22 protein-coding genes are annotated in these 20579 nt (G+C 64.1%); 12 read left to right on the top strand and 10 right to left on the bottom strand.

Features of this window, described 5'->3' with window-relative positions:
• Window positions 1-108 precede the first annotated feature (108 nt).
• On the top strand, window positions 109-558 hold the full coding sequence (cynS, locus tag BH93_RS22625; protein WP_052064949.1) for a cyanase: 450 nt from the start codon (window positions 109-111) through the stop codon (window positions 556-558).
• A 55-nt stretch (window positions 559-613) separates the two neighbouring features.
• Here cynS and BH93_RS22620 read toward each other — a convergent pair whose 3' ends face one another.
• Complete coding sequence (locus BH93_RS22620) at window positions 614-1459, bottom strand: SGNH/GDSL hydrolase family protein (RefSeq protein ID WP_155290897.1); 846 nt, start codon at window positions 1457-1459, stop codon at window positions 614-616.
• A 434-nt stretch (window positions 1460-1893) separates the two neighbouring features.
• On the opposite strand from BH93_RS22620, the gene BH93_RS22615 reads away from it, so the two are divergent.
• The 4 genes from BH93_RS22615 to BH93_RS22600 all read left to right on the top strand — a co-directional run bounded on the left by BH93_RS22615 (window position 1894) and on the right by BH93_RS22600 (window position 6470).
• Window positions 1894-2814, top strand: a complete 921-nt coding sequence (locus tag BH93_RS22615; protein ID WP_052064947.1) for an oxygenase MpaB family protein — start codon at window positions 1894-1896, stop codon at window positions 2812-2814.
• Window positions 2811-4655 carry an AMP-dependent synthetase/ligase gene (locus tag BH93_RS22610; protein ID WP_242459039.1) on the top strand — a complete coding sequence of 615 codons (1845 nt, stop codon included), beginning with the start codon at window positions 2811-2813 and terminating at the stop codon, window positions 4653-4655. The genes BH93_RS22615 and BH93_RS22610 overlap by 4 nt, the downstream gene beginning before the upstream one ends.
• Window positions 4656-4818: 163 nt before the next feature.
• On the top strand, window positions 4819-5997 hold the full coding sequence (locus tag BH93_RS22605) for an acyl-CoA dehydrogenase family protein (protein WP_037172656.1): 1179 nt from the start codon (window positions 4819-4821) through the stop codon (window positions 5995-5997).
• Between the two features lie 26 nt (window positions 5998-6023).
• Window positions 6024-6470, top strand: a complete 447-nt coding sequence (locus tag BH93_RS22600) for a VOC family protein (RefSeq protein ID WP_197914468.1) — start codon at window positions 6024-6026, stop codon at window positions 6468-6470.
• 24 nt (window positions 6471-6494) lie between these two features.
• Here the strand turns inward: BH93_RS22600 and BH93_RS22595 are convergent, their stop codons facing one another.
• The 4 genes from BH93_RS22595 to BH93_RS22580 form a co-directional block, all read right to left on the bottom strand.
• The gene (locus tag BH93_RS22595; RefSeq protein WP_037172653.1) at window positions 6495-8003 is read right to left on the bottom strand and encodes a protein adenylyltransferase SelO; all 1509 of its coding nucleotides are present in this window, start codon (window positions 8001-8003) and stop codon (window positions 6495-6497) included.
• 9 nt (window positions 8004-8012) lie between these two features.
• Window positions 8013-8792, bottom strand: coding sequence for an ABC transporter ATP-binding protein (locus BH93_RS22590; RefSeq protein ID WP_037172651.1), 780 nt, complete (start codon window positions 8790-8792; stop codon window positions 8013-8015).
• Entirely contained in the window at window positions 8789-9760 is a 972-nt protein-coding gene (locus BH93_RS22585; RefSeq protein WP_165712811.1) for a FecCD family ABC transporter permease, read from the bottom strand. Before BH93_RS22585 ends, BH93_RS22590 begins: the two co-directional genes overlap by 4 nt.
• Window positions 9761-9852: 92 nt before the next feature.
• Entirely contained in the window at window positions 9853-10851 is a 999-nt protein-coding gene (locus BH93_RS22580; RefSeq protein WP_052065045.1) for an ABC transporter substrate-binding protein, read from the bottom strand.
• Window positions 10852-11063: 212 nt separating this feature from the next.
• Between BH93_RS22580 and BH93_RS22575 the strand changes: the two genes are divergently transcribed.
• Both BH93_RS22575 and BH93_RS22570 read left to right on the top strand, forming a co-directional pair.
• Window positions 11064-11483: a nitroreductase/quinone reductase family protein gene (locus BH93_RS22575; RefSeq protein WP_037172646.1), complete on the top strand. Its 420-nt coding sequence runs from the start codon at window positions 11064-11066 to the stop codon at window positions 11481-11483.
• Between the two features lie 28 nt (window positions 11484-11511).
• A complete protein-coding gene (locus BH93_RS22570; RefSeq protein ID WP_037172645.1) occupies window positions 11512-12153 on the top strand; it encodes a CatB-related O-acetyltransferase in 642 nt (213 codons plus the stop codon).
• A gap of 27 nt (window positions 12154-12180) precedes the next feature.
• Here the strand turns inward: BH93_RS22570 and BH93_RS22565 are convergent, their stop codons facing one another.
• Window positions 12181-12840: an NAD(P)H-dependent oxidoreductase gene (locus tag BH93_RS22565; protein ID WP_052064946.1), complete on the bottom strand. Its 660-nt coding sequence runs from the start codon at window positions 12838-12840 to the stop codon at window positions 12181-12183.
• Between the two features lie 77 nt (window positions 12841-12917).
• On the opposite strand from BH93_RS22565, the gene BH93_RS22560 reads away from it, so the two are divergent.
• A complete protein-coding gene (locus tag BH93_RS22560) occupies window positions 12918-13490 on the top strand; it encodes a TetR/AcrR family transcriptional regulator (RefSeq protein ID WP_037172643.1) in 573 nt (190 codons plus the stop codon).
• 37 nt (window positions 13491-13527) lie between these two features.
• Here the strand turns inward: BH93_RS22560 and BH93_RS22555 are convergent, their stop codons facing one another.
• A complete protein-coding gene (locus tag BH93_RS22555) occupies window positions 13528-13779 on the bottom strand; it encodes a hypothetical protein (protein ID WP_155290896.1) in 252 nt (83 codons plus the stop codon).
• Window positions 13780-14006: 227 nt separating this feature from the next.
• On the opposite strand from BH93_RS22555, the gene BH93_RS22550 reads away from it, so the two are divergent.
• The 3 genes from BH93_RS22550 (at window position 14007) to BH93_RS22540 (ending at window position 17169) form a co-directional block, all read left to right on the top strand.
• The gene (locus BH93_RS22550; RefSeq protein WP_037172638.1) at window positions 14007-14873 is read left to right on the top strand and encodes an alpha/beta hydrolase; all 867 of its coding nucleotides are present in this window, start codon (window positions 14007-14009) and stop codon (window positions 14871-14873) included.
• A 110-nt stretch (window positions 14874-14983) separates the two neighbouring features.
• A complete protein-coding gene (locus tag BH93_RS22545) occupies window positions 14984-15511 on the top strand; it encodes a hypothetical protein (protein ID WP_037172637.1) in 528 nt (175 codons plus the stop codon).
• A 182-nt stretch (window positions 15512-15693) separates the two neighbouring features.
• Window positions 15694-17169 (top strand): PepSY-associated TM helix domain-containing protein, encoded by a 1476-nt coding sequence (locus BH93_RS22540; RefSeq protein ID WP_037173345.1) that lies wholly within the window; start codon window positions 15694-15696, stop codon window positions 17167-17169.
• Between the two features lie 87 nt (window positions 17170-17256).
• On the opposite strand, the gene BH93_RS22535 is transcribed toward BH93_RS22540, so the two are convergent.
• Genes BH93_RS22535 through BH93_RS22525 form a run of 3 tightly spaced genes read right to left on the bottom strand, consistent with a single transcriptional unit; the run spans window position 17257 to window position 19761 of the window.
• Complete coding sequence (locus BH93_RS22535) at window positions 17257-17859, bottom strand: TetR/AcrR family transcriptional regulator (protein WP_037172636.1); 603 nt, start codon at window positions 17857-17859, stop codon at window positions 17257-17259.
• Between the two features lie 26 nt (window positions 17860-17885).
• Window positions 17886-19046 (bottom strand): TIGR03364 family FAD-dependent oxidoreductase, encoded by a 1161-nt coding sequence (locus BH93_RS22530; protein WP_052064945.1) that lies wholly within the window; start codon window positions 19044-19046, stop codon window positions 17886-17888.
• 1 nt (window position 19047) lies between these two features.
• Window positions 19048-19761 carry a GntR family transcriptional regulator gene (locus BH93_RS22525; protein ID WP_197914466.1) on the bottom strand — a complete coding sequence of 238 codons (714 nt, stop codon included), beginning with the start codon at window positions 19759-19761 and terminating at the stop codon, window positions 19048-19050.
• Window positions 19762-19869: 108 nt separating this feature from the next.
• Between BH93_RS22525 and BH93_RS22520 the strand changes: the two genes are divergently transcribed.
• On the top strand, window positions 19870-20568 hold the full coding sequence (locus tag BH93_RS22520) for a phosphonatase-like hydrolase (RefSeq protein ID WP_052064944.1): 699 nt from the start codon (window positions 19870-19872) through the stop codon (window positions 20566-20568).
• Window positions 20569-20579: the final 11 nt, after the last annotated feature.

The raw sequence follows: 20579 nt of genomic DNA, 5'->3' as shown, positions 1-20579 counted from the left end.
ACCACATGTTGCGAGCCAGAAGTTCTCGGCTGAGACTGGGACGTCGGGCAGCCAGGCGCGTGGTCTCGAGAGGCCGAGCGTGCAGAACGACTACGTAGGAGAGAACTCGTGACCGGTTTCGAAGACAAGCCTTTGATCAAGGAGATTCGACTTGCACGCGCACGTGCCGGATTCAGTTGGGCCGGCTTGGCCGAGGCCATCGACATGCCGGTGGCATGGACGGTGTCGGCACTGTACGGCCAGCATCCGCTGAGCGTCGCTCAGGCCGATATTCTCGCAGAGAAGTTGAACATGCCCGAAGGCTCGTTGTTCGAGCTGACCCTGGCCCCCTATCGCGGGTCGCTCGATATCTCTTCGGACCCCACGGTCTACCGATTCCACGAGGCGCTGGAGGTGTACGGCCCGGCGCTCAAAGAACTGATCGCCGAGGAGTTCGGCGACGGCATCATGAGTGCCATCAACTTCACGATAAACATCGAACGTCGCCCGCACGATGACGGAGATCGCGTCGTGGTGACGTTCGACGGGAAGTTCCTCGACTATCGATGGACCGAGTAAACCTGGCGTACTGCGGAACTCGGCCGTCTGTCGTTCGGCCCGTCTTTTCTGGTTCCTAGCTCGATCCGTTCCCGGTCCCGTCGCTGCGTCGGAGAAGTTCCAACACCAGATCTGCTGCAGCGCGCATACCCTCTGTTGTCGGATGGAACGACCCGGCGAGAAGTCCGTTGGGTCGGAAGCCGTGAACCCAGGGTTGTGCGGCACCGGTACCGTGGCCGGACTCGAAGGACGACGCGGACACGATCTCTGCCCCGGTCTTCGCTCCGGCGGCGAGGTAGATGTCCGACAACGTCGCCGAGACGTTGCGGGCGAACGCAATCTCCTCGGCGGTGAGAGGAACGGTGTCGCTGGGAACAGTGGTGTCGTCAACGATCGGGACGTAGTCGACCATCACAACCCGCGCGTGTGGTGCACGCCGTCGTACCTCGTCGATGATCCTGACGACGGAGTCTGTGGTGTCCGATACGAGACCGTCGGTGATGTCCTTCTTGGACAGCACCTTTCGGAACAACCATCCCGCAGGACGGCCGTACCAGCGGTGCGCTACCCGGTTCGCCGCAGCACACCCGAGCAGTGCGCCGAGATAGCCCAGATCGTTTCCACCGACGGTGATCGTCACGAGATCGGTGGAGGTTCGGACTGCGTCGATCTGTGGGGCGAACCGCGTCGTCGAGACTCGTTGCTTCTTCTCGAGGATCGTGGCCGTGGTGGCCCCCGACACCGTTGCATCCGTGAGCGCGGCACCCAGGTCCTCGGCGACGAGGTGTGCGTAGTTTCTCCCGGACCGCATCGCCTTGTCGTCGACCACCGGTTCGATTCCGGGCCCGGCAGCGAACGAGCTGCCCAAGGCGACCATGTCGGAGTACGTGCGTGTGCGCGGCACGCGAGGGGATGTATCCACCGCTTCACTGTGGCCGATACCACGGCCTGCGTCCAGCCGCCTCGAGCACACCTTCTCGATCACCGAAGCTGATTCGGCAGCGGGGCAACGGATGTCACGCAGTGGGATCGACGAAGATATCGAAAGAGATGGGTTCTTCCTCGATGATCGAGACCTCGCCGCGGCATCCTGAGCCCTCGGTCATCCGCCGATGCGACGTGTGCGCCGGGGAGGTTGCCTCGAGTAGGCGAGGAGGCGTTCACGGAGTGCCGGTTCGAGATGCTCGGTGCTCGGGCTTGTCAGTTGCTCGGCAAGCCGCCGCCGGTATTCGGCCATGTGGAGCCCGAACTCCAATCTTCGGCTACATATTGACACGGAGGCGTTCCTAGTTGATGGTGAACTGAGAACGGTGCCGTTCCTGTTTGGTGCCGATGACGGAATGCGGAGGAAAAGTCATGGCGTCGAGCGCAGCACTGATGTCTCGGAAGTGGGTGACGGGCCGGGCGGTCGGCCGCCGGATCGAGGAACTCGACCCGGTTGTCGGAAACGAGGAAGCCACCCATCTCAGCCTCGAAGTCCGCTACGGGGATGCCATTTTCGCTCATGCCGCATACACGGTCGCCTTCGCCCGACAGGTGGCGATTCCGTCGATCGCGCGAATTCTGTACCGGACCGGTACCGGCGACATGATGCACGACGTGCGCCGACGCAACGACGACACGCTGCTCTTCTTCGGAGAGATGCTCCATCACGGCCACTCGAGCGAATACGGCCGATCGTTCATCGACCGGATGGAGCAGATCCACTCACGATTCGGCATCACCGACGACGACAAGCTGTACACGCTGGGATCGCTGGCTTTCGAGCCGGATCGTATCGTCGAACACCTCGGATTGAATGTCTTCACCGACAACGAGCGCGAGGCGCGCTTTCACTTCTGGCGTCAGGTCGGCGAATACATGGGACTCGACGCTCCGCAGACGCGGGAAGGGTTCTTGCGCTGGACCTTCGACTACGAGGCCCGTTACGAGCACACCGACGGGGCACGCAAGATCGTCGATCAACTGTTCCTCGATTGGCAGGAGCGGTGGTTCCCCGGTCATACGAAGCGTTTCTCCGACGGCATTCTGCTGTCGGTGTTGACCGAGGATCTTCGTGCGGTACATCGATTGCCCGACCCGTCCCGGACCTATCGGCGTGTCGTGCCGCCCGCGATCGGTGCTTACCTCGCTTTCCAGGGTGCGCGGCCGCACCGGCCCCATCGATCCTGGTCCGATCACTTCGGAACGCGTCATCCCAAGCCGCTGGACATTCCGACGCTCGGCCACCGCAAGGCCGTCGCACGCAGCATACGTCCGACAGGAGAAAACCGTTGAGCAGCAATGATATCGGCTTGCCGCTGACGGTGTGCGAGGCGTTTCAGCGGACAAGGAAGATCGATCCCGATGCGGTGGCGTTCCGTACTCCGGGCGACGCTGTTGCGGTGACGTGGGCTCAGTACGACTCGCGGGTACACGCTGTGGCCTCGGGGCTGCATGCTCTCGGTGTGCGCCGGGGTGACGTCGTCGCGCTGATGATGCGCAATCGGCCCGATTTTGCACTCGCGGACACTGCCGCAATGCATGTGGGTGCCACGACGCTGTCGGTCTACAACACCTCCTCGCCTGCGCAGCTGGCATACGTGCTCGGGCATTCCGGTGCCCGAATCATGTTGTGCGATAGCGCGATGGTGTCCACGGTCGTGGCCAGCGGAGCTCAGCTCGATCAGATCGTGTCGATGGACGGCGACGTCGCGGGCGCGGACCTGACCTTCGAGGAGTTGGAAGCGAAGCAGTCCGCTGCGTTCGATTTCGAAAGCAGTTGGAGAGCCTCGAGACCGGATGACACGCTCACGCTCGTCTACACCTCGGGCACCACGGGAGATCCCAAAGCCGTGGAGATCTCGCACGCGAACGTCCTGGCTGCGGCCCACGGTCTGAACGAGGTGGTGCCGATCGTATTCGGCGACCGAATCACCTCGTTCATGCCCGCAGCGCACATCGCAGACCGGGTGTCGAGTCTGTACTGGATGGCGATCCTCGGAATGCAGGTCACGTACGTCGAGGACGCAAAGGCGATTCTGCCTGCGTTGATCGACACGCGGCCCACGGTGTGGTTCGCGGTTCCTCGGGTGTGGGAGAAGTTCCGTGCGGCACTCGAAGCCAAGGTCGATGCGATATCGGACGACAGTGTTCGGGAAACAACGCGTCGTGCAATCGAATTGGGGCGTCTGCGCTCGCGTGCCCAGCTCGGCGGCCCCGAGTTGTCCGCCGAGGACGCCGCCGAGTGGCGTGCGTTGGACGGTCAGGTGTTGTCCCAGCTGCGTGCCGCCATCGGACTGAATCAGGCGCGTGCGTCGATCTGTGGTTCTGCCCCGATATCACCCGCCACCCTCGAGTTCTTCCTGGCCATCGGCATCACCGTCGTCGAGGTGTGGGGAATGACGGAAACCACCGGGATCGGCACGATGAACCCGCCGGGAGCCATTCGGCTGGGCACGGTCGGACGAGTGTTTCCAGGTAACGAGATTTCGGTGGCCGAGGACGGTGAGCTTCTCGTTCGAGGGCCGGTCTGTTTCGGTGGCTACCGGCATGCGCCGGAACTCACTGTGGCGGCCATCGACGGTGACGGATGGGTTCGTACCGGTGACATCGCGACCGTCGACGCCGACGGGTACGTACGCATCGTCGATCGTAAGAAGGAAATTCTGATCAACGCTGCGGGTAAGAACATGTCGCCGGCGAACATCGAGAACGCAGTGAAGGCCGCGTGTCCGCTGATCGCCACGGTCGCCGTCATCGGCGATGCGAGACCGTTCAACGTGGCTCTGGTGACCTTGGATCCCGACGCCGCCGTCGCGCTGGCCAAGCGCCTCGGGATCGACGACGCGTCAGCCGATTCTCTGGCCTGGGACGAACGTATTCGGACGGTGGTGGACGAGGGGATCGCGGCTGCCAATGACACTCTCTCGCGGGTAGAGCAGATCAAACGCCACCGCATACTGGATTCGGTCTGGGAGGCGGGCGGTGACGAGCTCACTCCGACACTGAAGCTGCGGCGCAAGCCGATCTCGGAGAAGTACGCAGTCGAGATCGACGAGCTGTACTCCTCGGGCGCGGTGCACACCCTGGACAGCGCGGGAGAGCGAATGAGATCGACACCGATGTCGGCGAGATAGAAGTCCTGAACTTGTTTCGGTCAACAATCCCGCGAAGGACCTACTCGGTGCAGGAGCCGCCAACGTCCGGCGACTCCGCCGACGTGAGGGACTGCGCCTCGTCGAACAGGACGTTCCTATCGGCTAGTGGACGGAGGGTGTCGCCTTACTCGATAGTGGTCTGATGGACACGTTGAACCCCGATGTACCGGATGACGTCTTCGAGGACGTGTTGAAGCAGATCTCGCAGTTCGTTCGGTCGCGTGTCGTGCCGCGTGAACTCGAGATCATGAACACCGATTCGATTCCCGACGATCTGCGGAAGCAGTCGGCGGAGATGGGCCTGTTCGGCTACGCGCTTCCGCAAGAGTGGGGCGGGCTCGGTCTCAATCTGATTCAGGACGTCGAGTTCGCGATGGAGCTCGGTTACACCTCGTTGTCGTTGCGATCGATGTTCGGTACCAACAACGGGATCGCCGGGCAGGTGCTCGTGGGCTTCGGTACCGAGGAGCAGAAGGCGAAATGGTTGCCCGGCATGGCAACCGGCGACATCGTCGCCTCCTTCGCGCTGACCGAGGACGGGGCCGGATCCAATCCGGCGGGCCTGAAGACGACGGCGAAGGTCGACGGCACTGGGTGGGTCATCAACGGCAGCAAGCGATACATCACCAACGCGCCGATCGCGAACATGTTCGTCGTGTTCGCCAAACTGGACCCGAAACCGGAGCGCGGCAACGGTATTGCGGTATTCCTGGTTCCCGCCGACACCGCGGGAATCGAGGTGGGCGTCAAGGACGCGAAGATGGGCCAGCAGGGCTCCGGCACGGCCGATGTGAACTTCACGGACGTCCGCGTCGAGGCCGACGCGTTGGTCGGCGGCACCGGCGATATCGGCTACAAGGCGGCGATGACGTCTCTGGCGCGGGGGCGGGTGCACATTGCTGCGCTGGCCGTCGGTCAGGCGCAGCGGGCATTGGACGAATCGGTGTCGTATGCCGCGGCGTCCACGCAGGGCGGAGAGCCGATCGGGAACTTCCAGTTGGTGCAAGCCATGATCGCCGATCAGCAGGTCGGAGTCATGGCAGGCCGGGCGATGGTGCGTGAGGCCGCGAGGGCGTGGGTGCAGGAGACCGATCGCCGAATCGCGCCGTCCGCGGTGAAGCTGTTCTGCACCGAGATGGTCGGCAAGGTCGCCGATCTGGCCGTCCAGATCCACGGCGGTGCCGGATACATGCGTGAGGTCCCGGTCGAACGCATCTATCGGGACGTGCGATTGCTCCGGTTGTACGAGGGGACAAGTGAGATCCAGCGGTTGATCGTCGGCGGCGGCCTGATCAGGGCCGAACAGAAACGCAACTCGTGAACGCATCAGGCGAAGGTCTTCCTGGCATGTCCTTCAGGATGCTTCGCTCCGACCACGTCGGATTCTCCGTCGGCTCCCTCGATGACGCCCTTCGGTTCTGGATCGACGGTCTCGGAGCGACCCTCGAACGCACCGGTGAGATGGGTGGAGAGTTTCTCGGAGAGGTCACGGGAGCCCAAGGAGCCGCAGTTCGGATGGCCGTGGTTTCCGTTGCGGGTCAGACGATCGAGCTGTTGCAATACCGCAACGTGGAGGGGGAGCCGGGGACGTCGCGACCCTACGATCCGGGTTTCGCCCATCTTGCTTTCGAGGTCGACAACATCGATGCGGTCCTGACACGTATCGCGGAGTTCGGGTGGAGGGCGCAGGGAAGTCCACAACCGATTGCCGGCGGTACCAAGGTGGGCACCCGAGTCATGTACGCAGTAGGCCCGGACGGCGAGACCATCGAATTCATGGAGCCGCCGCAGTGACGACGAGGCCGGGTTGCGCAGAAGTCATGTACCGCAGAAAGTTCGAAAACCGGCACTGAAGTTCTCGGGCGCAGGCAGGGCGTAGTCCGACCGGTCGTCGCGTCGATCGAACGGCGACGTGACGACGTCGAGCAGGCGCTCGAAAGGTTCGAGATCGCCCTCGGTCGCGGAAGTCAGGGCAGTGTCGACCAGATGGTTGCGGGGAATGTATGCCGGGTTGACGCGATCCATGCCGTCGGCGACAGATGAAAGGCCTTGTCCCCGTGCCGAAACCGCATTGCGCCAACGCTCGAGCCAATTTCCGGACGCATCGGGTGGAACGAGCGACTCGAACGGAGCCGTGTTCCAGCGCAGATTCTCGGCGAGGGCGCGGAACGTCAGGGTCCAGTCGGCACGGTGATCGGTGAGCAACCGGTGCAGGTCGTCGACGAGTGCCGCGTCCACGCCATCGTCTGCCAGGCCGAGCTTGCGGGCCATCGCCGCAGAGTAGTGCTGTCGGTAGCGATCCCCGTACGTGTCGAGGACTGCAGTGAGAGCCGTGATGGCGTCGTCGGGAGTCGTATTCACCAGCGGCAGTAGCGTTTCGCCGAATCGGGCCAGATTCCACCCGAGCACCGCAGGTTGATTGCCGTAGGCGTAGCGTCCGCCGTGGTCGATGGAGCTGAACACCGTCGCCGGATCGTAGGCGTCCAGAAAGGCGCACGGACCGTAGTCGATGGTCTCGCCGGAGATGGTCGTGTTGTCGGTGTTCATGACGCCGTGCACGAATCCGACCGACATCCACTGGGCTACGAGGGACGCCTGAGCGTCCACGACGGCTTCGAAGAAGGCGAGGTAGCGATCCTCGGCCGGAAGATCGACGAAGGCAGGGTAGTGGCGGGCGATCGCGTAGTCCGCGAGCGTCTGCGCGAGCCCCTCGCGCCGGGCGGCGAACTCGAAGGTGCCCACCCGGAGATGGCTCGACGCCACCCGAGCGAGCACTGCGCCGGGTTGCGGTCCTCCTTCTCGCAGTACCTGCTCACCGGTCGTGACGACGGCGAGTGAACGCGTGGTGGGAATGTTCAATGCGCGCATGGCCTCGCTGATCAGGTATTCGCGCAGCATCGCTCCCATTACCGCGCGCCCGTCACCGCCACGCGAGAACGGTGTGGCACCGGACCCTTTGAGATGCAGATCGACTCGATGGCCCCGATCGTCGCGAAGCTCACCGAGTAGCAGCGCTCGACCGTCGCCCAGCAGGGGCTGGAAGTTGCCGAACTGGTGACCCGCATAGGCCATCGCCACGGTGGCGGTCTCGGCAGGCGGAATGGACCCGGACAGCACGCCCGCCCCGTCCGGAGTGCGCAGCGACGCGGGGTCGAGTGCGAGTGACCGGGCCAGGCCGTCGTTGAGGATCAGCACCCGCGGGTCCGGTGCGGGGGTGCCCTGCCACGGCACCGTGACGCCGGGAACCTCGTCGGCCAAGGTGGTCTCGAACCCGAACGGAGGCAGGTTCGTGGTCGCGACTGCGGGGTCGTTCGAGGATCCACTCATGGTTCAAGGTTAGCGACGAACCACCTCGGACCGTGCCGCCGCATCGAATCGGATGTGGACTCGCCCGTCATCGACCGACACCCTCGCTCGCACCTCGTAGACCTCGGCGATCAAGTCCTCGGTCAGCACGTCCGCAGGTGTACCGCCTGCGACCACTTTCCCGTCTTTGAGTACCAGCACCTCGTCGCAGAACATCGCTGCAAGGTTCAGGTCGTGGAGGGCGACGATGCTGGTGATCGGCAGGCGCGCGACAAGCGCCAGCAGCTCGAGCTGGTGATGGATGTCGAGGTGGTTGGTCGGTTCGTCCAGCAACATCTCGCGGGGCTGCTGGGCGAGGGCGCGGGCGATGTGTGCCCGCTGCTGCTCGCCGCCGGACAGTGTGCGCCACAATCGATCTGCCTTGTCGCTGAGCCCGGTCTGCGCCAGCGCATCGTCCACTGCGTCGTCGTCCAGGTCGCTTCCACCGAACGGTCCGCGGTGCGGAATTCGGCCGAGTCGCACGACGTCACGGACCGTCACATCGATGTCCGTGTGGGCATGCTGACCGACGACTGCGACGGCGCGGGCGATGTGTTTGCGTTTGAGCGAACCGAGTTCGGCACCGTCGAGCTCGACGACACCAGAGGTGGGTGTCGCGGCCCCGGACAGCAGATGCAGCAGCGAGGACTTGCCGGAACCGTTGGGGCCCAACAGGCCCACCATGCGGCCGGGCCGTGGATGCACGGTCACGCCGTCGACCACCAGGACTCCGCCGCGCTTCCACGACACGTTCGACGCATGGAGTGTCATCGAATTCCTCTCCTGCGAGCCATGATCGCGATGAAGGCCGGGACGCCGACCAATGCCGTTCCGACTCCTACCGGAAGTGGGGTAGGAGCGAACGCGACTCGGGACACGGCGTCGACCCACACCATGAAGACGGCACCGATGATTGCTGTGGCCGGTACGAGTCGACTGTGGTTGGGTCCCACAAGTAGTCGCGCGGCGTGCGGGAGGATCAGCCCGACGAATCCGATCGCGCCGGCGACGCTGACCAACGTCGCGGTGATCAGGGCGGTACCGACGAGCAGCGCCATGCGCACTTTCGCGACATCGAAGCCGAGCGAGGACGCGACGGAGTCACCGAACGCGAACGCGTCGAGCACATACGCGTAGTAGCAACAGACCACTGCTCCGATGGCGGCCACGGTCACACACAGCACGACGTCGTCCCATCGCACTCCCTCGAACGATCCGAGGAGCCAGAACATCACGCCGCGGGTCTCGTCGGAGTCCGCGAACGCGAAGATCACGAAAGATGTGAGCGCCGAGAACAATTGAGTGGTCGCGACACCGGCGAGGATGACGCGGTCGTTTCCGCTGCCGGACATTCGGGCGAGGAACAACACCAGGCCGAACGCGACGAGTGCGCCGATGAACGCCCCGCCGGACAGGCCGAGGGCGGCTCCTCCGACGCCGAGAACGCCGACCACAACTGCCCCGGTCGAGGCTCCGGAGGACACCCCGAGCACGAACGGATCCGCCAGCGGATTGCGCAGAAGCGACTGCATGATGACGCCGCAGATCCCGAGCCCGACGCCACTGGCCGCAGCGACGAGTGCTCGGGGAAGCCGCTCCTCCCAAATGATCGCGTTCTTCGACACCTTGACCGGCACATCGGTGACGCCGAGATGGTTCAGCACCACATCGCGAACGTTGACCAGCGAAATGTTCGCCGGGCCGAGCGTGATGGCGACGAGAACCGACACCACGCACATCACGATTCCAGCGACCGCCGCCAGAACCCACCGCCACAGATGACGGGAAGCAGGCGAGCGATCGGCTGAAGGGCGGCGGACAGCGGTGGTGATCAGGACGACAATCCCAGGTCGCGCAGTCCGGCCGACACCTTCTCGACTCCGTCGACGGCCCGGATCGACGGGTTCATCTCCGCGCCGTGCAGCGAGATGTAGCGCTTGTCGCGGACGGCGGCCATCGTGCTGGTGACGGGGTCGGATTCGAGGAAAGCGATCTTGTCCGCTAGCAGGTCACCGGGAAAACGATTGCGTGCGAGGTCGCCGAGTACGAGCACCGTCGGATCCCGATCCACCATGGTTTCCCAGCCGACGGCAGGCCAGTCGTCGTCGGTATCGGCGAACACGTTAGACATACCGACCGTGCGTGCGAGCAGATCTGCCGATCCCCGTCCACCTGCGATGTACGGGCTCTTGGTGTCTGCGAACCAGAAGGCCACGGAAACATCGGCATTCGCGGTTCGCGCGGTGGCGTCGGCCATGCGGGTCTTCAGTTCTTCGACAAATTCGGCCCCGCGCTCGTTGACGTCGAAGATCGCCGCGAGTTCGGTGATCTCCTGGTACAGCGAATCCGTGGTCAGCGGCGTCGTTCGGGTGTTGCCGCCGTTGACGCTGCGACCGGCGTCGCAGTCCGTCGGTGAAAGATAGGTTGCTGCACCGGTTTCGCTGAACCGTGAGCGTTCTGCAACGCCGCCCTGCTCGAAATGGCGTCCGAACGATGCGGTGACGAAATCGGGTTCGGTGTCGAGAACGACTTCGTAGGTGGGCGCGTTGTCGGCGAGTCGGGGGACCGAGGCGTTCGCCTCGGCCAAATTCTCCCGCACAGGATCTGTCCAAGAAGCGGTGCCGACCATCCGATCCTGCACGCCGAGCGAGAGAAGGATTTCGGTGGAATTCTGATCGAGTGACACCACCCGCTGTGGGGCGGAGGCGAAGGTCACCGACTCCCCACAGTTCTCGATCGTCAGTGGATAGGACGTCCCACCCGCAGTGGTGTCGGAGATCGCGTCGGGCACCTCTTCGGATGCCCCGCAGGCGACGAGTGATCCGACCATGGCAACCGCGGCGGCGAGGGTCCCGGCGCGGCGACGAACGTTGAGCACGTGAAGATGTCCTTCGGTTTCAGACAGCAACGAGCCGCCGGGGATTGCCCGACGGCGGTACGCGGCGAGGTGCGTATGAGCACAGGCTAACCTTTGGCTTACATCGACGGAAATCGTCGATGGAATCGGGTCCTGAACAGCGTGATGCGCGGCATACTCGTCGTATGGCCGACTTCAACCAGATGATCATCGACGAGTTCCGCAGCAACGGCGGACATGTGTCCACGGCGGGCTTCGGCGATGCGCTCGTCGTTCTGCACTCCATCGGTGCCAAGAGCGGCGAGGTTCGGTTGAACCCCTTGATGGCGATCCCGGAGGACGGAAGCTGGCTGATCGTCGGGTCGGCCGCGGGCTCGCCCAAACACCCTGCCTGGGTGCACAACCTGCGTGCACACCCCGCCATCGACGTCGAGATTCCCGGAGACGGTGCCGTCGAGACCGTCGCCGTGACCGTGTCGGAAATCCCAGACGACGAGTGGGACACGAACTGGCAGAAATTCTTGGACGCGTCCGAGGGCTTCGCGAAGTACGTCGAGACAGCCGAAGGGCGACGGTTTCCGATCTTCCGGCTGACTCCCGCCTGACCGGTCGATGCCTGGCTAGTGTCGGAGCATGACCGCTCCTGACGCATCGAATCTGCACCCCATTCCCGGGCAGCCGCGGGTGGTGCTGTTGAAACCGCTGGTGTCCAGCCCGCTCATCGACATCGGCGAGTACACGTACTACGACGATCCGGAGTTCGCCGAGCAATTCGCGACCCGAAACGTGCTGCATCACTACGGACCCGATCGATTGGTGATCGGGAAGTTCTGCGCTTTGGCCACCGGAGTCACGTTCATCATGAACGGGGCGAACCACCGAATGAGCGGTGTGTCCACGTATCCCTTTCCCATCATGGGTGGTGCCTGGGCCGAGCACTCGGATTTGGTGTCCGATCTGCCGTCGCGGGGAGACACCGTGGTGGGCAACGACGTCTGGATCGGCGGCAACGTCACCGTGATGCCGGGGGTGCGGATCGGGAACGGGGCAGTGATCTCCACCGAAGCCGTTGTCACCAAGGATGTTCCGGACTACGCCGTCGTCGGTGGTAATCCCGCCCGTGTGCTCCGAGAACGGTTCACAGCGGACGAGATTCGAACTCTGCTGGACATCGCCTGGTGGAACTGGCCCATCGACTCGATCACCGAACACATCCGCACGATCTCCGATGGGTCGGTGGCCGACCTCGCTGCGGTGGCAGCGCGATTCGACTGAGTGGGAGTCGACTACCCGACGCGATTTCTACACCACTGCATGTGAATTCGAGCCGACCAGGGCGGGTGTGCGACGGGTGTCGACGCTCGGGCGCTGATCCTGCACGCGCGCGGCCATGGCAATGCCGACCTCGCTGATTTCGACACCGAGCTCCTCGCGAGTTCTGGAATCCGACTCGTACACAAATGTTGTCGATCCGACTGTCGCCCCGCAGTATTCGACGATGCCGCGCTCGATCTGCGTGCGGAACGCGTCGTGCACGCGATGGCGTTCGAAGCTCTCGGCGTCGTCGCCAGCGATAACTACCAGGTGGACGGTGAGTCGGTCCAGCTTCTTGACGAGCTCGACTCCCGGGTTGTACTCGTACGCCCATCCGCTGACGAAGACCCGATCGATCCACCCTTTCAGCAGGGCGGGCATCGACCACCAGTACATCGGGAAGGCGAGAATGAGATGGTCGGCCCGGTCGATTCGTTCCTGTTCGGCGATGACGTCAGCGGGGGTGGTGCCGTTGCCGCGGAACAGGTTCTGATCTGCGATGGCAAAGCGGGGGTCGAAGTTCTCCGCAGCGAGGTCGGCCGTCTCGACAGCTCCGCCAGTGGTGCGGATCGCGTCCGAAATGGATCTGGCGACGGAGTGGGTGAGAGAGTCGGGATCGGAATGGGAGACTACGACAAGAGCGGTCATGGCTGGTCCTTTCGTTGAAGCAACGGCTATGTACCAAGAGTAGGTTACTGTTCGTATATAGCGCAAGGAGGTCCGCGATGGCACGCACGAGACTGTCCCGATCGGACAGGTACGACCAACTCGTCGAGGTCTCGTGGGCTCTCGTCCGGGCAGAGGGGGCCGACGCCCTGACGCTGGGCCGGCTCGCCGAACACGCCGGCGTCGCAAAGCCGGTGGTGTACAGCCATTTCGGCTCACGTGCGGAGCTCTTGGCGGCATTGTTCACGGAATTCGACGACCGACAGGCAGCGATGCTCGAGGCTTCTCTCGACACAGCGCCCGCGACGTTGGACGGACGCGCGAGCGCTATTGCCAATTCGTACGTGGGCTGCACGTTGGCCCAGGGGCGTGAACTGACAGGAGTGCTTGCCGCGCTGGAAGGTTCACCCGAACTCGAACAGGTCAAGCGCGCTGCCGAGAGGGCGTACTCCGATCGTTGCCGGGCTATTCTCGAGCCGTTCGGAAGCGGTGGTATCTCGACGCCCGCGATCACCGCGATCTTCGGTGCTGCGGACGCATTGTCACACGCGGCAGTTTCGGGCTCGCTCACTCCCGAGGAAGCGGTCGGGGAGCTGTCCGAGTTGATCGTCGCAATTGCCGGTAAGGCCTGACGCGGCAGGCTGGATGGGAGTGTGAATCGGGCCGCATCTACTGCGTCGTCGGCGCGTTCATGATGGGGAACCGGTTACGCAACGCATCGAGCTGGCGATGCAACTCGTACAGGGCCCGCCTCTGGGTGTGCGCTTCCTCGCTGTGCCACACCTGACTGCGGGAATCTCCGACCCGGGACGCTTTGCGGGCACAGTGCTCGGACTCCTCCACGCGAGTCGAGGTCGACGCGATCTCGGCAACCAGCATGTCGGCAAACACCCGCGCCTGTGCCTCGTCCGAGCTCTCCACTATGCGTCTCCACTCTGCATCGGCGCTGGAGTACTCAAGAGTTCGAGTACCGAAGATCAGGATAACCAATCGTAAACATACCGATTGCTCGGATGTGAGATTGTGGCCATCGTTCTGCTGGAACGGACTGCACTGTGGCCTCGATCGAGTACCGTCCACACGCCGGGGTTCGAGGCAGGTAAGTGTGCCGCCGAGGTCGGCGGGGGATCTTGATCGAGGGGCGCGAGATGATCGATGAGCAGATGACGTTCGAGGTGGACGGCACCGAGGTGTCCGCCGTGCTGACCTTGCCCGCGGGTGAGAGCGTCGAGCTCTGGCCAGCAGTGTTCACCGCCCCGGGATTTGCCGGAGTCAAAGAAATGCTGATTCCGGACTACAGTCGAGAACTCGCTGCAGGCGGCGTCGCCTCGCTCGCGTTCGACTACCCCGGGTTCGGAGCGAGCGCCGGGCCCGTGCGGCAGCACATCGATCTGCCCCAGCAACTTCGTGCTTTCCACGCTGCGCTCGATGTGCTGATCGCCGACCCACGCATCGATTCCGAAAGAATCGGGGTGTGGGGAACGAGTATGTCCGGAGGGCACGCAATCGCCGTCGCCGCCGCGGACCCACGAGTGAAGGCGGTAGCAGCGATCATCCCCTTCATTTGCCTCACTCCTACGGGCAATCTGGAGCTCGCGCCGGTCATTGTGCGAGACGCACTTCGTCGACTGATCCGTAGGCCGGGTCTGACCATCCCTGCTGCGGGACGGCCGGGTGAGGTCGCCGCGATGAACTCGGACGGAGCGTACGAATGGGCAGAGGGCATGGCGCGCGGCGCGGAGAACTACCGCAACGAGGTGACCGTTGCCTCGCTACCGGCGATGTTGCGGTGGTCGACGCGTAAGGCCGCGGGCCGTCTCGCCGTGCCGGTCCTGGCGGTTCTGGCGGAATCCGACACCATCACTCCGCCCACGAGAGTGCGTAAGGCACTCGCCGACGTCGAGAGCGTCGAATACGTGTCCTATCCAGAATCGCATTTCGAGCTGTTCACCGATCACGCCGACGCAGTTCGTCAGGCGACGGTGCAGTGGTTGATCGAACATCTGGTGACGTGATGCTTCGGTCCACGCAGGTGAAGCTCGGTTGATCGCACAGTGCGATTCGGCCGCGCGTTTGGAGCAACTCACGAGTACTACGCGGTGTAGTCGATAGTAGGATCCCATCCATGTCTGCCACCGATGGATTCGCGCCCTTGCGCGGGGCATCCGTGGGCACTCTGTCCGCGCTGGTCACAGCAGCTGCGCACACGTTCGGTGGCGGGATGTTCCCCTCGGACGCGGCGGTAGTGCTGCTGGTGCTCGTCTGTGCGGCGGTCGGATATGCGACATCGGCGGTACCGAGCACGGTGGCACCCCGGGCCCAGCTGCTGGTCGTTCTGGCTACGGCGCAGGCGATCGGGCACCTGTTGCTCACGGCCGTCGACGGTCACCATCACGGATCGATGCTCACCCAGCAGATGCTTGCCGCGCACGCCGTCGCCGTCCTGGCAGGCGCACTCGCCATTCGCGGAGCCGAGCTCGGAATCCGGCGTGCAGTCACCTCGCTGCGCAGGGCATTGCCTTTGTTGACGGCGCTCGTCGTCGACGACAATCGCATCGCCCCGCCGCTCCCGGTGTATCGGATCCCGGGATCGACGCTACTGCTCGACCTCTCGGGCTGCGGGAACCGCGGACCACCGGCTCGTACTGCCTGAGCACAACCCGAACGTGTCACCCGCCCTGCGCGTCAGGCGTCGGGTGATGGGTTGTTGCCGCATTCGATCCTGTACCTCGCACTGTCGTGGATTCGCGCCGTCTGCGCACGGCTCGATCCGTCGTGCGATGCCACCTCGCGTATATATGCGCGCCCACTCATGCCTTCACGAAACGAGTCCTCGTGTCCACACCGGAAATGGAACGCGTCGCCGATCCTTCCCCGCCCACCCGTCCGACCAGCCCTCGCAGCTGGCGTCCGCTGATCCTGCGGCTGCACTTCTACGCGGGCATCCTCATCGCGCCGTTCATCCTGATCGCCACCATCAGCGGCGGGCTGTACGCCGTCGCGCCGACCATCGAACAACTCATGTATCGGGACTACCTGCACGTCGACGACACCGGCCCGGCCGCGCCGGTGTCGGATCAGATACGAGCAGCGCAAGCCGAACGACCCGACCTCACCGTCGCCGCCGTGCGGCCCGCCGCCGACTCGGGCGACACCACCCGCGTGCTGTTCACCGACCCCACCCTCGGTGAATCGAAGCGCCTGGCCGTCTTCGTCGATCCCGCCACCGCGACGTCCGTGGGCGAACTGACGGTCTACGGCTCCTCCAGCGCCTTACCCGTGCGCACCTGGATCTCCGAACTGCATCGCCATCTGCACCTGGGAGAGCCGGGTCGCCTCTACAGCGAACTCGCGGCGTCGTGGTTGTGGGTGATCGCGCTCGGCGGCCTCTACCTGTGGTTCGAGCGCTATCGACGAAACCGAGACAAGGCAAGATTGCTCACCTTCGATCGTAAGTCGAAGGGCCGCAACCGGTCCTTGAACTGGCATGGCGTAGCCGGTATCTGGATAGCCGTCGGTCTGATCTTCCTGTCCGCCACCGGACTCACGTGGTCCACCTACGCGGGCGAGAACGTCACCGAACTGCGATCGGCACTGAGCTGGACCACACCCGCAGTCACCACGACCATCGGATCTGCCGGCGCGGCGACAATGGGGGATCACTCCGGCCACGGTGGGCACTCGATGGACATGTCGGCCGACGCGTCGATGACCGAAAACAACGTCGGGCGTATCGATTCGGTTCTCGACACTGCGAAGGCCAACGGAATCGACGGAGCGGTGGAGGCATCGATCCCGGCGTCGGAAGACGTGGCGTTCGTCGTCGCCGAAACCCGTCAGCCCTGGGTGATGTCGAACAACTCCATCTCGATCGACGGCAGCACCGGCACGGTGATCGACACCCAGTACTTCTCGGACTGGCCCCTCGCGGCCAAGCTGTCGGCGTGGGGTATTCAGTTGCACATGGGGACGCTGTTCGGCGTGGCCAATCAGCTTGCCCTGCTTGCCCTTGCGATCGCACTGGCATCGGTCATCGTCCGCGGCTACATGATGTGGTGGAAACGCCGCCCCACCAAAGCAACCGGTCTCACCGCTGGACGGCCGCCGTTGCGTGGCGGTATTCGACGCATCTCACCGATGTCCGTCGTCGTACTGTCGGTCGTCGCGGTTGCTGTCGGCTGGTTCGTCCCGCTCCTCGGGCTGAGTCTGGTGGCCTTCCTGGTGGTCGACGTCGTACTCGGCTCGGTACATCGCGCGCGCACCAGAGCCGCCAACTCCGCTGCCTCCCAACATGAAAGTGAACTCGCCTGACGCACCTGAGTGTTCACGATCGTCGCCGATTCGCGGGATTCCGCCGATGGCGTTCGATCCTGAACAACCAGGTGCGGTCCCTCTGCTTCAGAACGCTGTCGCCAAGGCGACGCCGAGTGCGGTCAACGTGTCGACGAACTCGGCTTCGGTGAATGTCAGAGTGCCGCGCAGCCACCGGTCGAGAAGTTCGGTCGTGCCGGCGACCATCAGTACGGTGGCTGCTTCCGCGCGTGGGTCTCCGGGATCTGCGTCGAGTACTTCTCGCATCAGTAGCGGGGTGAACCTGTCGACCATCTGTCGGCGTCGGGCATCGAGTGCGGGGTTGGCCGATGCCGCGGTGTACAGCAGGGAGGCCCGTGGATCGGCGGTGAGAGCGCGTACCAGGGCCGCGGCGGTGTGTGCGACGCGGTCCTCCGCCGATCCATGTTTCTGCTCGAGCTCGTTCAGCGCGGTTCCCACGGTATCGATGACGTCGTCGAGGGCGGAGACGAGGATGGCGTCGCGATCTCCGAAGCTCTCGTAGAAGTAGCGCTTGGAAAGGCCGGCGCGGGTGCAGATGTCGTCGACCGTGACGGTGGAGACACCGGACTCCGCTACGGCGTCGATGCACGCCTCGAGCAGCTTTTCACGCCGTTCACGTCGGCGTTCGTCGGCGGCGACGCCTCGGTACGGACGGACGACGGGCGGCATGACTACATTTTGACACGAAGATGTGCTCAGTTGTGCGCGGTGAGCCGAGAACGGGAGTCCGGCCGCTGCACCGGCGTCAGAGCGTTGTCGACGCTCGACAGCGCCAGGCCCATGCTGGTGGTCATTCCTATGCCGGTGGTGACGGTGACGATGTGCACGCGATCGACGGGTTCTTCGAGCAGAAACTCCGAACCCGGTGCCGAGCAGTACGTGCCCTGCCACCGTTCGGTGACGTCGACGCGGTCGACTCCGAACAGTGACTTCGCTTCCGTGAGCAGCACCTCGAACCCCTCCTCGCTTTGAAACGGGGACGTGGTGATCTCGCGAACATGTGTGTCACCCAACAGAATCGACCCATCGGGCTGCGGGGTGTACATCTGGTGCAGATCGAGTTCGACGTAGTCGGGGTGGTCGGCCTGCAGGCGAGCGGCGACGTCTGCGACAGCGGGAAGGTTCTCGAAGCCCGAGTACCGGAGCAGCGACCAGCCGGTGAACAGCGGAGAGGGGAGTGGTGCGCGCACAGGGAGGGTCGCGCGCATCATGTGCAGACGGCATCGCACCAGTCCGCCGCGTTCCGCATACTCGGGGAACAGTCGATCGATGTCGTGGTTGACGGTGACGAACGTGGTGCCTGCGTGCAGGTCGCCGCGCGAGGTGTGGACGATGCCCGGAGCAAACGACGTTGCAGCGGTGCGCCAGTGGAAGTCCACCCCGCAGTCGGCGAGCCAGCGCGCGATGGCCGGCGCGGCGGTGCGGGGGTCCACCTGCACGTCGATCGGCATGTACAGGCCACCCACCACATCGGTGTCGGCAATCGGGAGCCGGTCCAGCACCTCGCGTCGGTCCAACAACACCGTGTGGTCGGGGCCGCGCAACTCGGCGAACTGCTCGAGTACTGCGAACTCGTCCTCGTGGCGGGCAACGCAGTGTGTTCCCGATTCCGCAGCCCAGAAGCCGGCTGTGCGGGCCAGCTCGAGCCAGTGACTGCGACCGGCCCTGGCGTACTCCAGCGCGTCACCGGATTGCGCTGTGATGCAGGCGTGTCCGAAGTTCTGTACCGACGCGCCCGCGACCCGGTCCGCATGATCGACCACTGCTACGGTCAGGCCACGTCGGTGAGCGTGGTACGCGTGGGCGAGGCCGACGATCCCGGCCCCGACGATCACGACGTCGTATTTCGTGGTCATATCAGGCATCCATGACAGCGGTGAAGGTCATCCGGTCTCCGCGATAGAGCGAACGTCTGTGCTCGATGGGAATACCGTCGGTGTCGTAGGAGACGCGGCCGAGCAGGAACATCGGTGTTCTCGTGTCTACGGTGAGGAGTGCGGCTTCTCGGGCGTCGGGGAGGACGGTTTCGATGGTATCGACGACACGTCCGAAGGTGATTCCTCGCGTACGCAATTCGGCATACAGAGACGTTCGGTGATCGAAGCTGTCCTGCAGCCCTGGAATTCGGTACGCGGGAATGCGAGTTGTTTCCAGGCCCACTCGGACGTCGCCGGTGGTGAAGACGCGCTCGAGTTGCACCACCTCTGCACCGACGTCGATTCCGAGCAGATCCGCGAGAGTGTCATCGGCGCGGAACGTATCCCAGCCCACCAGGATTCGGGTTGCGCTCATGCCTTTCTCGCGCGCTGCCTCGGTGTACGAGCCGATGGCGAGCGGCAGTACGACCTTGGGCTCGGCCACCACCGTCGCGCGCCCACGACGCTCGATTCGACCGGCTACCAACAGTTCTCGGATTGCCTGGCGCAGCGTCTCGCGGGAGACGTCGTATCGATCGGCGAGATCACGTTCCGAAGGAAAAGCGTCGCCTGCGGACATGCCGTCGAGCATCGCATCGAGACTTCCGCGCACGATCTGGTGCTTGAGCACCCGGGGTTCGGTGGTCACAACCATGATCCGACCATAGCATCAATTGGTCTAGACCTAATTGTTGCGCGACGTTCATGACTCGTTCACCCGAGTTCCACGCAATGGTCTATACCAAACGGCAGTCTCTTCCCCATGCCGAACTCCACCACCTCGAACACCAGCATCGACATCGAACTCGTCGTCCTCGACATGGCAGGAACGACCGTCACCGACGACGGCCTCGTACTCGATGCATTCGACGCCGCGGCGACGGCCGTCGGACTGGCGACAGACGGACCCGAACGTGACGACGCCCGACGCTACGTACTCGACACCATGGGGCAGTCGAAGATCGAGGTGTTCCGGGCATTGTTCGGATCCGAGGATCGCGCCCAGGCCGCCAACCGGGAATTCGAGTCTGCCTACGACGCCCGCATCGACGACGGCATCGCGCCCGTTCCGGGTGCAGCCCAGGCCATCACGAAGCTTCGTGAATCCGGCATCAGTGTCGTGCTGACAACAGGGTTCTCGGCACCGACACAGAAGCGCATCATCGACACACTCGGCTGGCAGGATTTGCCCGACGCCTTCCTCGCGCCCGGTGATGCCGGTCGTGGCCGGCCGCACCCCGATCTCGTCCTGTCTGCTGCGTTGCGCGCCGAGGTCAGTGACATCGCTGCCGTCGCCGTCGTCGGCGACACCTCGAGCGACATCTTGTCCGGTCGCCGCGCCGGCGCATCCGTTCTCGTCGGTGTGCTCAGCGGAGCTCACTCCGAGGACCTTCTGCGCGAGGCGGGCGCGACCCACGTGCTCGAGAGCGTCGCCGATCTTCCCCCCATCGTTCTGCCGTGAACACTCACTCG

The sequence above is a fragment of the Rhodococcoides fascians A25f genome, assembly GCF_000760935.2.
GTDB lineage: Bacteria > Actinomycetota > Actinomycetes > Mycobacteriales > Mycobacteriaceae > Rhodococcoides.
This window is presented reverse-complemented; position numbering and strand designations above follow the sequence as displayed.